The 14,441-nt window shown below is 37.7% G+C and carries 13 protein-coding genes and 2 pseudogenes; 10 read left to right on the forward strand and 5 right to left on the reverse strand.

The annotated features are described in order from the left end of the window. Nucleotides 1-48: 48 nt before the first annotated feature. The 6 genes from HRJ06_RS08995 to HRJ06_RS09020 all read left to right on the forward strand — a co-directional run bounded on the left by HRJ06_RS08995 (nt 49) and on the right by HRJ06_RS09020 (nt 6,955). Nucleotides 49-1,050 carry an LLM class flavin-dependent oxidoreductase gene (locus tag HRJ06_RS08995; RefSeq protein ID WP_174732186.1) on the forward strand — a complete coding sequence of 334 codons (1,002 nt, stop codon included), beginning with the start codon at nt 49-51 and terminating at the stop codon, nt 1,048-1,050. A 472-nt stretch (nt 1,051-1,522) separates the two neighbouring features. Continuing rightward, entirely contained in the window at nt 1,523-2,026 is a 504-nt protein-coding gene (locus tag HRJ06_RS09000) for a hypothetical protein (RefSeq protein ID WP_174732187.1), read from the forward strand. Nucleotides 2,027-2,338: 312 nt separating this feature from the next. Next, nucleotides 2,339-2,962, forward strand: a complete 624-nt coding sequence (locus HRJ06_RS09005; protein WP_174732189.1) for a histidine phosphatase family protein — start codon at nt 2,339-2,341, stop codon at nt 2,960-2,962. Nucleotides 2,963-3,184: 222 nt separating this feature from the next. Next, entirely contained in the window at nt 3,185-3,649 is a 465-nt protein-coding gene (locus tag HRJ06_RS09010) for a DUF2062 domain-containing protein (protein ID WP_174732191.1), read from the forward strand. A gap of 490 nt (nt 3,650-4,139) precedes the next feature. After that, complete coding sequence (locus HRJ06_RS09015; RefSeq protein ID WP_174732193.1) at nt 4,140-4,775, forward strand: O-methyltransferase; 636 nt, start codon at nt 4,140-4,142, stop codon at nt 4,773-4,775. 200 nt (nt 4,776-4,975) lie between these two features. Then, complete coding sequence (locus HRJ06_RS09020) at nt 4,976-6,955, forward strand: acetoacetate--CoA ligase (protein WP_174732195.1); 1,980 nt, start codon at nt 4,976-4,978, stop codon at nt 6,953-6,955. 69 nt (nt 6,956-7,024) lie between these two features. On the opposite strand, the gene HRJ06_RS09025 is transcribed toward HRJ06_RS09020, so the two are convergent. Further along, a complete protein-coding gene (locus HRJ06_RS09025) occupies nt 7,025-7,378 on the reverse strand; it encodes a hypothetical protein (RefSeq protein WP_174732197.1) in 354 nt (117 codons plus the stop codon). A gap of 266 nt (nt 7,379-7,644) precedes the next feature. Here HRJ06_RS09025 and HRJ06_RS09030 point away from each other — a divergent pair, with 266 nt between their 5' ends. Further along, nucleotides 7,645-7,848, forward strand: a complete 204-nt coding sequence (locus tag HRJ06_RS09030; protein WP_174732199.1) for a hypothetical protein — start codon at nt 7,645-7,647, stop codon at nt 7,846-7,848. 206 nt (nt 7,849-8,054) lie between these two features. On the opposite strand, the gene HRJ06_RS09035 is transcribed toward HRJ06_RS09030, so the two are convergent. Then, nucleotides 8,055-8,627: a class I SAM-dependent methyltransferase gene (locus HRJ06_RS09035; protein WP_174732201.1), complete on the reverse strand. Its 573-nt coding sequence runs from the start codon at nt 8,625-8,627 to the stop codon at nt 8,055-8,057. Nucleotides 8,628-9,152: 525 nt separating this feature from the next. Next, nucleotides 9,153-10,136: pseudogene (gene selD / locus HRJ06_RS09040) on the reverse strand (selenide, water dikinase SelD); the annotation flags it as partial. 332 nt (nt 10,137-10,468) lie between these two features. On the opposite strand from selD, the gene HRJ06_RS09045 reads away from it, so the two are divergent. Further along, nucleotides 10,469-11,365 (forward strand): LysR family transcriptional regulator, encoded by an 897-nt coding sequence (locus HRJ06_RS09045; protein WP_174732205.1) that lies wholly within the window; start codon nt 10,469-10,471, stop codon nt 11,363-11,365. Between the two features lie 165 nt (nt 11,366-11,530). Here HRJ06_RS09045 and HRJ06_RS23680 read toward each other — a convergent pair. Together HRJ06_RS23680 and HRJ06_RS09050 are read right to left on the reverse strand one after the other, a co-directional pair. After that, nucleotides 11,531-11,830: pseudogene (locus tag HRJ06_RS23680) on the reverse strand (DUF7010 family protein). Between the two features lie 200 nt (nt 11,831-12,030). Further along, nucleotides 12,031-12,195 carry a hypothetical protein gene (locus HRJ06_RS09050; RefSeq protein WP_174732207.1) on the reverse strand — a complete coding sequence of 55 codons (165 nt, stop codon included), beginning with the start codon at nt 12,193-12,195 and terminating at the stop codon, nt 12,031-12,033. 342 nt (nt 12,196-12,537) lie between these two features. Here HRJ06_RS09050 and HRJ06_RS09055 point away from each other — a divergent pair, with 342 nt between their 5' ends. Together HRJ06_RS09055 and HRJ06_RS09060 are read left to right on the forward strand one after the other, a co-directional pair. Further along, nucleotides 12,538-13,191, forward strand: a complete 654-nt coding sequence (locus HRJ06_RS09055; protein ID WP_422392722.1) for a 2OG-Fe(II) oxygenase — start codon at nt 12,538-12,540, stop codon at nt 13,189-13,191. A 211-nt stretch (nt 13,192-13,402) separates the two neighbouring features. Then, complete coding sequence (locus HRJ06_RS09060) at nt 13,403-14,377, forward strand: bile acid:sodium symporter family protein (RefSeq protein WP_242035177.1); 975 nt, start codon at nt 13,403-13,405, stop codon at nt 14,375-14,377. The last annotated feature ends 64 nt before the right edge of the window (nt 14,378-14,441 follow it).

The raw sequence follows: 14,441 nt of genomic DNA on the forward strand, positions 1-14,441 counted from the left end.
CAATTGATAAAATAGGAGTGAATCTTCATCAAGAAAGGACAAATTTAAATGGCAAATATAGAAATACCAGTTTCAGTATTAAACTTAGCGCCTATCCGTGAGGGCGAAGGTTCCAAACAAGCTATTGATGCAATGGTTGAGCTGGCCCAGGCGACGGAACAAATGGGCTATAAACGCTATTGGATAGCTGAACACCATAACACTCCGACTCTTGTAAGTTCAGCCACAGCTATGTTAATTAAACATACATTAGAACATACAAAAAAAATTAAGGTCGGGTCCGGCGGTATTATGCTGCCAAACCATGCACCTTTGGTTGTAGCTGAACAATTTGGAACAATGGCAACGATTTATCCTAATCGTGTGGATCTTGGTCTTGGCCGGGCGCCAGGTACTGATATGATGACAGCAAGTGCGCTAAGGCGATCTCACAGTGATTCTGTCCACACTTTCCCTGAGGATGTTAAAGCCTTGCTGACTTATTTCGGACCGCTCGAGAAACAGAACTATGTAAAAGCCTACCCGGGTGTTGACACAAACATTCCTGTATATATCCTAGGGTCTTCAACTGATTCAGCTTACTTAGCCGCTGAGCTTGGCTTGCCTTATGTATTTGCGTCACACTTTGCTCCACGGTACATGGAGGAAGCGATCGCGATTTACCGGAAACGCTTCAAGCCATCTGAGTATTTGGATAAACCATATATGATGGTTTGTTTAAATGTTATTGCAGCTGAAAGTGATGAGGAAGCAAAACTTGAGAAAACGACAATGCAGCAGTTTTTCTTGAATGTTGTGCGCGGTACTCAATCGCCGTTAAAGCCACCGGTTGAAAACCTCGATCATATTTGGAGCCCAGCTGAAAAAGAAATGGCGAACAGTATGTCCAGTGTAACTTTGTTGGGCAGCAAGGATTCCATCCGTGATCAGCTAACAGCTTTCCAGGATCATTATAACGTTGACGAAATCATGGCCGTTTCTTATATTTATGATCGCGAAAAGCAAAAGCGCTCATATGAAATTTTTAAAGAAGTGATTGACGGTAGGTAAATATAACGTAAAAAACCGAGCGGAGTTTTCAATTCCGCTCGGTTTTTTGGTTTAATCGAATGGGAAAGCTGTTACGGCTTACAATTTTACCGTAAAATAGTAGGTCTTCACTAGGTTTGATGCCAACTAACGAGTGTTGTGGAGTTTTATTCTATGATAACCTCCTTATTTTCCAAAAAAAATCGATATATTCCAAAAAAAATCGATATATTCCAAAAAAAAGTGATATATTCCATAACGATAATTATTCTAATTAAAAACCGATAAAAGGAAATTTCCTAACCACCAGAATCAACTACGTTATTGATACGAATGCATCATACTTTCCATTTTTAGCATGTTTAAAAGAAAGGCTCTGTCGTTTGGTTTGAAATGAGAGATAGTTATTACTAGAAATTCTGCCATGTAATATTTAATGTGTGAAACTTTTATGATGAAAGGTGGTCTAATCTGAAGAAGGGAGGGAATATAATTGACGAGTTTTAAATCATTTCTAGCTCTTGCCATGTTTTTGTCTTTACTGTTAGTCGGTTGTAGCAACGATATAGATGATAATGTGGTAGCAAGTGAAAAGACATTACCTTCTAATTTTCATGAGATTGCATTTGAAAGAGAAACAACACCTTTATTTCAATTTTTGGTAAGAAAAACGGTTAATCAATCTGAATTTGAACAAACATGGAACTTATATGGATTTGAAAGTGAAATACCAAACGTAGACTTTAACGAGAAAGGTGCTTTTTTCATTGGAGTTAATGAGTCTGGAAGTTGTCCCTACATGATAAAAAATGTTGAGTTAAGCTCTGACAATAATACTATTACAGTGCCTTTGTCAGAACCAAAAGGAGATTGCACTTCTGACGCAACACCAAGAACCTTTGTAGTCCAGATTGATAAAGGAATATCCAAAGATATAGAGAACGTAGTTATTGTTCAAGGTGGGGTAGAAACGACTGTCCCGTTGGAAACTAAATAAAAATAAAGAGAAACCCTATATTTTGGGTTTCCCCTATTTTTAGTTTAAAATCAACATACATAGAAAAGATATATCCAAATAGGGACCGAAAACATTTTCGTTTCTTTTAGTACCGGAATAATTGGCTATTGGTTAGAGGGTGGAGGGTTTAGTAGATTATGTTTATTCGGAATATTACTGCAATTTTCTTTACCTAACAATTGCTACTTGGTAAAGTATAGAGAAGGAAAAAACATAATACGATTTTTTTATGGAAAAAAGCAGTTTCAAACAGCAAAATAGATAAAGTAAATACAAGGGGTGGAGCAGCAGTTGAATATTTATGTAATCCGTCATGGGGAATCCGAACACAACGTAGATCGTACTGTAATGGCGCATACCCATGATTCCCAGCATAGTTTAACCGAGCTTGGACAAAAACAAGCACAAAAAACTGGGGAGTTTATGCAAGCGCTCATCAATGAGAAAACGGTTTTATACAGTTCACCTTATTTGCGAACCATGCAAACGGCAGAGGCAATCTATTCAAAGCTGCCAGATCAGGTCCCTTTTTACCAGAGCCCGCTGATTCGAGAATGGGAGCTTGGAAATTTATATGATTTTACAAAACGCAGTCCTGAAGCGAAGAAAGAATATAAAGCGGCTGGCCAGTTTTATTTCCGCTATCAAAATGGTGAGTCTTTGGCAGACGTATATCTTCGTGCAACGATGTTTATGAATACAGTTGTAGATCGGGCCAAGCAGCAGAAACGCTATGAAAATATTGTCATCGTTACGCATGCAGCCTTTATCCAGATGTTTAAAGCTTTCCTCATGAATTGGCCTGTTGAAGAGTTACTGAATTTTAAGCCAATTGAAAATGCATCCGTAATCAAAATCAACGAGTCAGAAGGCGATTTTGGGTACGAGAAGATTTTTGTGCCGCAAATCGATTAGCTCATGAAAGGCGATGAAAGCATTTTTATTGATTGCATCATATAATGTCATGATTGCGTCGTTTATGATTATGATTGAATCAATTCTTTAGGTAATTGCGTCAAATATTTGGTTCATTCGATAAAGCAGTGTCCTGACTGTGAATGAGCCTCTTTTTTAGATGCCTGATAGCATAGAATCTGGTGGAGGATTCAAAAACATCAAGAATGTTAGGTGAATTGTATGAAGCTAAAACGCCAATCTAAATATTTTCTGATCCGTTTGTTCCGCCAAAAGTCTAGCCCGCATGAGGTTGCAATGGGGTTATCAGTAGGTTTTGTGCCTAACTGGTTTCCAACGTTTGGTTTGGGACCCGTATTTTCGATTGGCATTGCTAAGCTGACAAAGGTAAATGTGATCTCTGCTTTTATGGGCGGAGTCATCGGCACTCCACTCTGGCCTGTATTTTTTCTGCTAAACTACAAAACAGGCAGCCTTTTCTTAAACCAGCCTCGTGAGGAAATAGAGCTTAAAGAAGTAGAATACCTAGAGGTGTTCAATAATACAATCGGGAACCTGCAATCAGGAAGCCTGCAATTTTTAACTGGTGCCCTAATTAATATCGTCATTTCTTCCTGGGCAGTTTATCTAATTAGTTATGTAATATTTAAGAGATACCGCATGGATATTCTGGCTAAGCTTAAGTAGTATGTCTTTCGAACATAATACTAAGTTAGTATAGAGGACTGTGTAGCATTAGGAGAAGAATGCTACGAAGAAAACGCTGCTCTTAAAGTACAGCTTGAGAATAAAATTGCGGAAAATATAGGTGTTGAGCAAATACAGTTACTTAAAGTTCTACTAATAGATTGGGAAATTTAACATAAGAGAGAACCTCTCATTGTCAAACAGCTGACGATGAGGGGTTTTTTCCTTTAACTTAAATTGTTAATCTAATTGACCAAGGAATTGTTCACTTTTTAAGGAAAATAAAGACAGATACAAAATACATCTGATTGAAGATCTTTTAACTATTTTGAAGGGGATGGCAGGATAGATGGCAAACCATTATAAAAGGATTATTAATCTATAAAATATTTTAACGGATAGTAGCCAGTCGAAGAGATGGCAATAGCTCACTGAAAAATGGTAAATTATATATGAGTCTTACATAATGGTCAGAAAGGCGATGAAATGAATGAAACAAACTAACAGTTATATTGATTCGGTGTTTAATAGCGAGGATGCTCTTTTGGAGGAAGTTGTAACCTCCATAAAAGAAAACGGAATGCCGGCTATATCAGTATCTCCGTCTTCTGGAAAGTTTTTAACAATGCTTACATCTATTTCGCAGGCTAAAAATGTATTAGAAATAGGGGCTCTTGGTGGTTATAGCGGAATTTGTCTTGCTAGAGGATTTGGTGAAGAAGGGAACTTAACTTCCCTTGAATTAGAGGAACGTTACGCCAAGTTAGCCCATAGAAATGTAACAAAAGCGGGTTTTGGCAATCAGGTCACATATATGACAGGACCAGCATTGCAAAGCCTTGAAAAACTACTCGAAGATAACAAAAAATTTGATTTTTTCTTTATCGATGCTGATAAGGAAAATTACGAAAATTACCTAGAGTATTGCATTAAGCTTGCAGAACCGGGTGCTCTTATCCTTTCAGATAACGTGCTTGCAGGCGGCAGTGTAGTTGACGACAGTGCTGAGCCCAAAGGTTATACAGAGGTAATGCGGAAATTCAACAAAACTGTAGCTGAGCACCCTAAATTAGAATCACTACTTATTCCAATCGGTGATGGACTAACACTTTCGAGAGTAAAATAACACGCAGGAAAAGACCATCGAAGCTGATGGTCTTTTTTTGTGCCAAATTATCGGATGATCATTTTTATCAAAGCCTGTAAAATAATTGACCTGACTTAAATAATTGACTATCATTTAATTAAAGCAAATATTATAAATTTTTAAAAATTAGCTTGCTTTTTCAGTCCTAATAATTTTTTTACATAATCAGGAGGTTGCAAATGAAAGCGGTTACGGATGGTCAAATATTATGGGAACCAAGTCAACAACAATTAGATGAAAGTAATATGAGCCGGTATATGACTTGGCTAAAAAAGCATAAGGGCTTGTCATTTAACACGCAGCAAGAGTTGTGGAAATGGTCTGTGGAGGAGCTTGAGAACTTTTGGGAATCGATTTGGGAGTTTTCAAATATCAGATCAGCGGCTCCTTATGATACAGTTTTAGTTAAAAGAGAGATGCCTGGTGCAAAGTGGTTTCCTGGCGCAAGAATAAATTTTGCTGACCACGTGTTCCGCCATGGAAAAGGGAATAAACCAGCACTTATTTTTCAATCAGAGCATGTGGGATATAGTGAAATCAGCTGGAGCGAGTTGCAGGAAAAGACAGCGGCTGTAGCTGCCAGCTTAAAAAATCTCGGCGTTAAACCTGGTGATCGTGTCGTGGCGTTTATGCCGAATATTCCTGAAACGATCATCGCCTTTTTAGCTTGTGCCAGTATCGGGGCAATTTGGTCAAGTTGTTCACCTGACTTCGGCACAGGCAGTGTTATTGATCGATTTAAACAGATCGAACCGGTTGTGTTATTCACAATCGACGGTTATCAATATAATGGCAAACCCTATGATAAATCAAGTGTAATCACTCAGCTGCAGGATGAAATACCAAGCTTAAAGCATACAATCCTTGTTCCTTATTTAAATAGTGAGGCTACACATGAAGATACCTTAACCTGGTCTGAGCTGATTAAGGAATCCGAAGAGCTGGCATTTGAGTTTGTTCCGTTTGACCATCCACTATGGGTGCTTTATTCATCTGGGACCACCGGCCTTCCAAAACCGATTGTGCAAGGACAGGGAGGGATTCTGCTAACTCATCTAAAAACCATGACGGTGGAAGGAAATTATATGCCTGAGGACCGGGTATTCTGGTTTACAACCACAGGCTGGATGATGTGGAACAGCCTGGTAGGCGGACTGCTTGCAGGTTCAACGATTGTCCTGTATGATGGCAGTCCAGCTTATCCAGATCTCTATGTATTATGGGATCTTGCTGAAAAGGCCGAAATCTCGAACTTTGGAACAAGTGCTGCCTATATCAATCTGTGTATGAAAAATGGAATTGTCCCTAAAGAAAACCGAGCCCTGCCCAAGTTAAAGGCAATTGGCGCAACCGCTTCTCCGCTCACAGCAGAAGGGTTTCATTGGGTATATGAAAATGTAAAAGGAGATCTTGTTCTCTCATCAACAAGCGGGGGGACAGATGTTTGTACTTCCTTTGTTGGAGGTTCGCCAATTTTGCCGGTAAAAGCTGGGAAGATCCAATGCCGGTCACTGGGCTGTAAAGTGGAATCGTTTGATGATAGCGGCAATTCGCTAATGAATGAGGTAGGTGAGTTAGTGCTCACGGAACCGATGCCATCTATGCCGCTCTATTTTTGGAATGATCCTGACAATGAACGGTATTTGGAAAGCTACTTTGAAATGTACCCGAATGTTTGGAGACATGGAGATTGGATTAAGATTGAGGAAGATGGAAGCTGTGTCATTTACGGCCGATCTGATTCGACCCTTAACCGCCATGGAGTCAGAATGGGTACAAGTGAACTTTACCGTGCAGTTGAGGCGTTAGACGAAGTTGTCGAGAGTCTGGTCATTGACCTTTCTTCTCATGGCAGAAAATCATTTATGCCGCTATTTGTTGTTCTTAAGCCAGGACAAAGCTTGGATGACTCTCTAAAACGGCAAATTGAGACAGCAGTAAAAGATCATGTTTCACCGCGGTTTATCCCAGATGAAATTTATCAAATAGAGGAGGTACCAAAAACCTTAAATGGCAAAAAGCTTGAGGTACCGATCCGGAAAATTCTATTAGGCTTCCCGTTGGAAAAAGCCGCTAATCCTGGTGCAATGGCAAACCCAGAATCTCTCGCGTTTTTCCAAGAGTTAGCTAAGGAATTGAATGATAAAGAGGATTCGTAATAATTTTTCGCGATTGTTTACAGCAAAAAGACGCCATTCTTGATTAAGGATGGCGTCTTTTTGAATATTTTAAGCCGACTTTTCTGTCCTGCCGCGTCCGATTAACCAATAATGCTGAACGATTTCAGTTGCTGCAAGCAATAATCCAGTTAAAATGGCACCGCCAACAGTTACTGTTGCTGTAACAAAAAATAATGATACAAAATAGACAATCAATGTTGCAGTTGCAAAGTCAGCAATTGTACTTAACCAAAACATACCCTCTTTTAAAATAAATATTTCCATCATATGAGCTGAGAACGCAAGAACCAAACCAACAATTATGGGTTGAAGCAGGTTACTATAAAATACATTTGGAAATAAGAAAGAAGCTATTATGACGGTAATCGGACATACCAAAATCTTTACCAACAATCCAGCCAATTAGTACACCTCCAGTTTTACTATTAGTATGTACAGACAGATAGAAGTTATTATTGATCGTTCTTTGAAATACTCTATATGGGAAAGGTAAAAAACCATAATGTGTTTTTAGACCTCTATCTTAAAACCTGCAACTTTAAAAGGTATTCCTAGTTATTTAACCTAATTGGTATAAAAAATTTAATATTATTACGAAACTATTATTTAGGAGTATTTTTCTGAAGGAGTGGGTATTAAAAAGGCAATATTCGAAATGAGGTGAGAAAATGAAAAAGGAAGAGCTCTTAAAACAAATTAACAAAAGTGATGGAGAATTAACTATATCCTCTATTTCAACCAAAGAGGAGGGCGAAAACCTTATTTCTTTAGCTAAACATTTGGAACATGAAGGGAAGATTGTCTTACTGGAATATTGCTTAGATAAAAAACCACTCGCTGTTTCTTTAAAGACAAAGCTTGTTGAGGATTAAGACTCCTTATAAAGGTTAACCATTTTCTTACCAGATAAAAAATTAAAAGATTAACCTTTAAGCCAGGTTTTCGTCAACTGACTTACTCATAAATGTATGAATTAAAATCAGCTGCCTTTATTATAGGCAGCTTTTTTGATTTCTTGATTATTAATTGAACTTTCAAAGAGAAAGCATCTTTCCTTTTGCTTTCTCTTTGATTTTCTCTATTTCTTAAAAACGAGTCCAAAATGAAAAGGAGGGAGTGCTGCTTGCTTAAGAAGGGTTAAACCTGCGGTGTTTGCCCATTTAATAATAGCTTCAGGTTTTGGCCGGATTTCTAGAGAAGGACCTCTACCTGTATCTCCATGGATCCAATGAATTACCCCAATTTGGCCACCTGGCTTTAATAAATCATATGCGTTTTCTAACAACTTTAAGGGTTCCTCACAATGAAGGATATTAAATAAAGTAATATAGTCAACTTCTTTAACTCTCGTGGAAATAGCCTTAATCGTCTCTTCTTCTGATATATCGCCATTGATTAAATGAATGTTTTGAGCACCAGTGTTTTTAATTTGATTTTGACATATTTTCAAGTGATGCTGGTCAATATCTATACCAATGGCAGTGCCTGAAATAATTTTAGAAGCTGGTAATAGGAACGTCCCATAGCCACAGCCTATATCAACCAAATTTTTTATGTTATGTGAAACTTCTAAGAGTTCTAGAGTTTGCTCAGCATTAAAGAATGTATCCCAAACCGTTTGCTCTGGCATTCCTGAGTCTCTGTATTTCATCCCGTTAACCTCCAGAGGGTTTCTTTATTAACATCCCAATAATTTATTTCTTTCTATATATAGTGTATGGTGTTTATAATAATAAGGGAAATGCATAATTATTATATTTATAATGCAAAATGGTTATCTAAGTAAGTCAAGTGTCTAGAAGCGCCGCATAGTCAATGGATGGGAAGTCGGCTGGTTAACTTTTATAAGGCTGGAGGGTTTAATGGGGAAGTCGTTTGAATAGGAGGCGCAACTGAGAGAGCGCTTGCTGACTATGGAATCCGCTTTTTATGGCATTCTAGATTCTACGGTTATAATCAGATAAGGAAAGTCGAGGATTGAGTGTTGGGAGTCCGAATGCATGACTGATTCAGACAGCTCGAGCACGAAATAGCTACCAGGAGTCCGAATGCATGGCTAAATTAGACAGCTAATTCTTCGGTAATACCGTGCCGGGGATGCCAACCCAAACGATTATCCATAACTTGAAACTTTTAAATTACTAAAAATAAAAAAAGCAGCTAATGATGCTGCTTTTTAAAGAAATCTTTTATTAGTAGTAATATGATAATCATTTTTCTCGATAACTTCTCCAATGATCTCGCCCGTTTCCCCACTTTCGGCTAACAGGGAGAGAAGTTTTTCAGCCTGATTTTCTGGTACGAAGATTAACAAGCCTCCTGAGGTTTGAGGGTCATAAAGCAGCCATTCCTCTTCCTGTGATAAATCAGTCAAGTGCTGAACATTGTTTTTATAGGAAGAAAGGTTATTATATAGCCCTTCAGACACGCAGCCTTGCTTTAATAATTGGAGGGAGTCAGGTAAAAAGGGAATTTTGTTCACTTGGATGCGGAATGATATTTCACTATGAAAGGCAATATCACTTAAATGTCCAATTAAGCCAAACCCTGTAACATCTGTACAAGCGTGAGTGTCAACCTGTCTCATTGCAAGTGAGGCGGATCTGTTGAGCTTTAACATTTCTTGCACTACCGCTTTTTGCTGGGTTTCAGTTGCCTGCTTTTGATCAATTGCAGTAGTATAAACCCCAATGCCAATTGGTTTTGTTAGGACAATTAGATCTCCTGCTGCAGCTCCCTTTTTCCCTATGTAAAAGTTATCTTTTGGAATTGTACCGGTAACAGACAGGCCATATTTAGGGCTAGGGTCATCAATCGTATGACCACCTACAATATGTGCGCCTGCTTCTCTTAGTTTATCTGCACCACCTTTAAGAATCTCCTCAAGATAGTATAAAGGAAGGGTGGAAGCAGGGAATCCTACAATATTAAGGGCAAAAAGTGGGTCAGCTCCTTTGGCATATAGATCACTTAAAGCATTAGCACAGGCAATTGCGCCAAATTGATAAGGATCATCAACAACTGGGGTAATAATATCTACTGATTGAACCATAATATCATCATCCCACTGATATCCAATGGCATCTTCTCCAATGCCAGCAAGCAGTTTTTTATCATTTGAAACGGGTATATTACGCAAAACTTGCGTTAGGTCAGAGGACCGGACTTTACTCGCTCAGCCAGATCCGGTTGAAAACGAGGTTAGTGATATCCGAGTGGGTTCCATATTGGTCTCCTTTTTTTAGAAATAGGAAGCATAAAGGGTTAGTCATTAGACTACTGTCTAGCATCTAGCGACTAGACAGTTTTCACAAGGAGTTAGCTTACCTTCATATCTTGCATAGTGCCGCTTGTCTTCGAGCAGCTCACGAATACAAGGGTAAAATCAAAGGACTACTTTACCTGTGGGCTCTTGTGCTTTTTCAGTACAAGGCACATCTCTTTTTTATGTAATACGAGTGTAACATTTATACAGGACGAGGGTGAATTTTAATGGAGTTCCATCAGCTAAAAACATTTTATTATGTAGCAACACACCTGAATTTTTCAAAAGCTGCTGAACAGCTATCTCTTAGTCAGCCTGCTGTTTCCCGACAAATTGAAGCACTTGAACGGTATTTTGGATTACCTTTATTTTACCGATCAAAGAAACGGGTCGAGTTGACTGATGGCGGAAGGAAACTAATGACTTATGCTGTTCAAATTATATCCTTATCAAATCAAGCTGAAAAGGCGCTAGTCTCATTAAAAGACTTAGAATCCGGTGAATTGACGATTGGGTGTGGAACAACGATAGGAGATTTTGTTCTTTCAAGCTTAGTGATCGAATTCCAAAAAAAGTTCCCGAATATTAAAGTGAACTTAATAAATGAAAAAACGTCTTACATCATAGAAAAATTAAATGAGAGTAAGATTGACCTTGCGATAGTAGGTAAAAAATTTAACGATTCAAGATTTACCTTTCAAACTCTTTTTCAAGACAAGATTGGGATTTACTGTTCCATTGACCTAAAGGAAACGTACTCGGACAAGAATACACTTGATGCTTTGAGAAATCAAACCTTCTTTATGAGGGAGGAGGGATCACATACAAGGGAATGCGTAGAGAGTTTTCTAAGCGAAGAAGACCGGTCACTTCATACTTTTTATGAACTAGGTACAAACGAAGCCATTAAACAAGCCATTTTAAATAAGCATGGAATTGGCTTTTTGTCTTCATTAGTAGTTCGTACCGAAGTTAAACACCATCTCATGTATAAACTCCCAATAGAGAAGGAGTGCAAGCGAGAGTTTTCGGTTATATCCCCAAAAGGAAAATACATATCACCAATTGTATTAATCTTCACTTCATTTTTGATGAAAACTATAAAAAAATATACTGTAGTATAAAGCTCACAACATTTTAAACATAATTTTATTATGTAAACCATAAATCGTAAAATAAAGAGTATCGGGGGAATCAGCATGTCGTGTTTATGGTCTTGGTTTGCATTTTCACTATCTGCAGAAGCTTTTTATGAAGCCAACCAATGTAACGAATAAATAAGCCTTACTTTAATAGAGCCACATATAAGGCAAGAAATGTGATCCTCCTAGTAACCCAATCGTAAACGGAAGGCATTCTGGGATGTGCATGTAGACGATTATGAACACAGGAATGAAAAATGCCTGAGGAGCAGCAACAATTCCACCTAACGCACTTAAAGGGTTTCAAGCAGCAAGTATATCAATTCCCAGCAGTTTACTAAGTAGAATGCCAAAGGGAAAAATTGCCCCTAAGCCAAAAATCCAGATTAAATAAACGATTTTCATTGGAAATATAAATGGCAAACAAGTGAAAAGCAGGAAGACGATTGCCCAGAAAGTAAGATAGGATAACCCTTCTTGGCTCTTAAATTAATATCCTCGTGGTTATCTTCAAGTGAATTTTTCATAGGATCTCCTTATATAAAATATAATTTTTTTACACACTCTATTAACCTTCCATAATTAACTAGAGATGGGGACTGAAAACCCCATAAATCAAATTAGGTATAATCGTTGGGTAATCACTATTAACCGGGATGGCTGAGATATTTAATGCTCGACACTGTATTCCTCAGTTGTTCCAGTAATGAAATAATCTTTTCATTTTGTTCAATCATCGTCTCGTTCTGCTTTCTTATTTTTGTAAAATCAAACAAGTATATAAGCAGAATAACTGTTATAAAAATAATCATCTTATCACCTCAAAAACTTTTATATAAATGAAGAGAGTAAAACCTCTATAAAACAAGATTACCATATTTGACCATAAGAAAGAGGTTTTAATGGCATTAATATGGATCAAATTAAAAAGGTTCAATAAAACGGCTATTGAAAGAAAGAATATCCTTTTAATAATAAAAAATAAAAGATAGATATAGTTGATTACAGGGTGTAAAATAACATCAAACATTAACATCCATTTTTTAATGCAGGAGGCAAAAACCTAAAGATAGAAAATCGTTCTTCTCAATAACCTAATGTCGCTTTCGATCTTATTTTTCCGAAAATTAAAATAAACTTAAAGGTTGATGAACGTGATAATGGATGCTAACCAAGTTACTATTAAGGAACAAACTATTTTCAATCATATTGGAAATAAAATAATTACTGAAGATCGAGAAATTAATATAATTGCCAGATTAGAAGAACCATTGATTGTAATCTTAGGTAATGTGTTGAGCCATGAAGAATGTGATGAGCTAATTAACTTATCTCAAGATAGAATGCAACGTGCCAAGATTGGAAAGACACGTGAAGCAGATCAACTTAGAACAAACAGCAGCATGTTTTTTCAAGACGGCGAAAGTGACGTTGTTGCACGAATTGAAAAGAGAATAGCACAGATCATGAGTATACCTACGGAGCATGGTGAAGGCCTTCAAATTCTTAATTATAAGATTGGCCAAGAGTACAAAGCACATCATGATTATTTTGCGTCAGCCAGCAAACAAATCAGCAATCCCAGAATCAGCACGCTAGTTATGTACTTAAATGATGTAGAATATGGCGGCGAAACATTCTTCCCACAACTCAATTTGTCCGTATCACCACAAAAAGGCATGGCAGTATACTTCGAATATTTCTATGATAATCAAAATTTAAATGAATTAACTTTACATGGCGGGGCTCCTGTTATAGTCGGAGATAAGTGGGCTGCAACGCAATGGATGAGAAGGCAAAAGGTATAAACAAATCTGGAGTGTTAGCCATTTTTATAATTTAAATGTGTGAGAAGCATCCTTGATGCCTCTCATTTTTTATGAATTTCTATAAAAAAGTAAAATCATTCTTACAAAATATTTGGACCTCTTATTCTATTGCTATACAATTAAATGATCTGCTAGATTGAATTAGAATTGGATCGTGGCTATTGCCACTTTTTTATTGGAGTGATCAAAGTTGCTGTACAGAATTAATAAACGACTGGAAAAAATAATGCCGATCATTACTCCAGCAAGCGTCATAATAGGGGTATTACTGGCGGAACATTTGAGCGGTTATGCTTACCTCATCCCATGGCTATTTGCATTCATGACATTTTCAGGGAGTATAAGCTCAAACTTCAACTCTCTTACACAAACGATCTATCATCCAAAGCCACTTTTTTTGGTATTTTTCATTTTACATATTGTAATGCCACTCCTTGCATGGGGAACAGGCTTAGTGGCGTTTCCTGGCGACACTTATACGATTACTGGCTTGGTCTTGGCTATGGCTATTCCAACTGGTATATCCAGTTTTATTTGGGTTTCCATTTATCGGGGGCACATCCCGCTGACCTTGTCGATTATTCTGATCGATACTTTTCTTTCACCATTGATCGTACCCTTCACCTTATCCATCCTTTTACAGACAAGTGTCGAGATCGAGGTGATGAGTATGATGAAGGGACTAGTCCTTATGATTGTTATTCCTTCCTTTTTGGGGATGCTCTTAAATCAAGTAACGAAAGGGAAATGCAAGGAGGTACTTAGCCCACGCCTGGCACCTTTTTCTAAACTAGGTTTAGCTGTTGTTGTTATGATTAATGCATCCGTTGTTGCACCATATTTAAGAAACGTTGATTTGAAACTAATAGGAATAGCGTTAACCGTCTTGGGCGTAGCTTTTATGGGGTATATGCTTTCCTTCTTATCGGCAAACTTTTTTAAGAATGATAGAGAAACCGTAATAGCCTTAACGTTTACAGGAGGGATGCGTAATATAAGTGCTGGGGCCGTAATAGCTGTTACTTATTTCCCTGCAGCGGTAGCTGTACCGGTCGTAATCGGAATGCTATTTCAGCAAGTACTGGCATCAGTTTATGGTGTAATTCTAAGCCGACATTATAAGAAATCAGTAAGAGCTAAAAGTTTAAATGAGAAGGTTGGATGAGTTTGAGGAAGAAATTTAAGATAGGGGAGAGTTCGCCAAGTGAATGTAATACTTCTATGGTGAT

Source organism: Mesobacillus harenae, from assembly GCF_013343715.1.
In the GTDB taxonomy this organism is placed as follows: Bacteria; Bacillota; Bacilli; order Bacillales; family Cytobacillaceae; genus Mesobacillus_A; species Mesobacillus_A harenae.

What these genes read in the sequence shown, in the direction of transcription:
- HRJ06_RS09050 (WP_174732207.1), bottom strand. Translation starts at nt 12,195, where the DNA reads ATGATTATTTTTATAACAGTTATTCTGCTTATATACTTGTTTGATTTT.
- HRJ06_RS08995 (WP_174732186.1), top strand. Translation starts at nt 49, where the DNA reads ATGGCAAATATAGAAATACCAGTTTCAGTATTAAACTTAGCGCCTATC.
- HRJ06_RS09035 (WP_174732201.1), bottom strand. Translation starts at nt 8,627, where the DNA reads ATGAAATACAGAGACTCAGGAATGCCAGAGCAAACGGTTTGGGATACA.
- HRJ06_RS09015 (WP_174732193.1), top strand. Translation starts at nt 4,140, where the DNA reads ATGAAACAAACTAACAGTTATATTGATTCGGTGTTTAATAGCGAGGAT.
- HRJ06_RS09010 (WP_174732191.1), top strand. Translation starts at nt 3,185, where the DNA reads ATGAAGCTAAAACGCCAATCTAAATATTTTCTGATCCGTTTGTTCCGC.
- HRJ06_RS09030 (WP_174732199.1), top strand. Translation starts at nt 7,645, where the DNA reads ATGAAAAAGGAAGAGCTCTTAAAACAAATTAACAAAAGTGATGGAGAA.
- HRJ06_RS09020 (WP_174732195.1), top strand. Translation starts at nt 4,976, where the DNA reads ATGAAAGCGGTTACGGATGGTCAAATATTATGGGAACCAAGTCAACAA.
- HRJ06_RS09045 (WP_174732205.1), top strand. Translation starts at nt 10,469, where the DNA reads ATGGAGTTCCATCAGCTAAAAACATTTTATTATGTAGCAACACACCTG.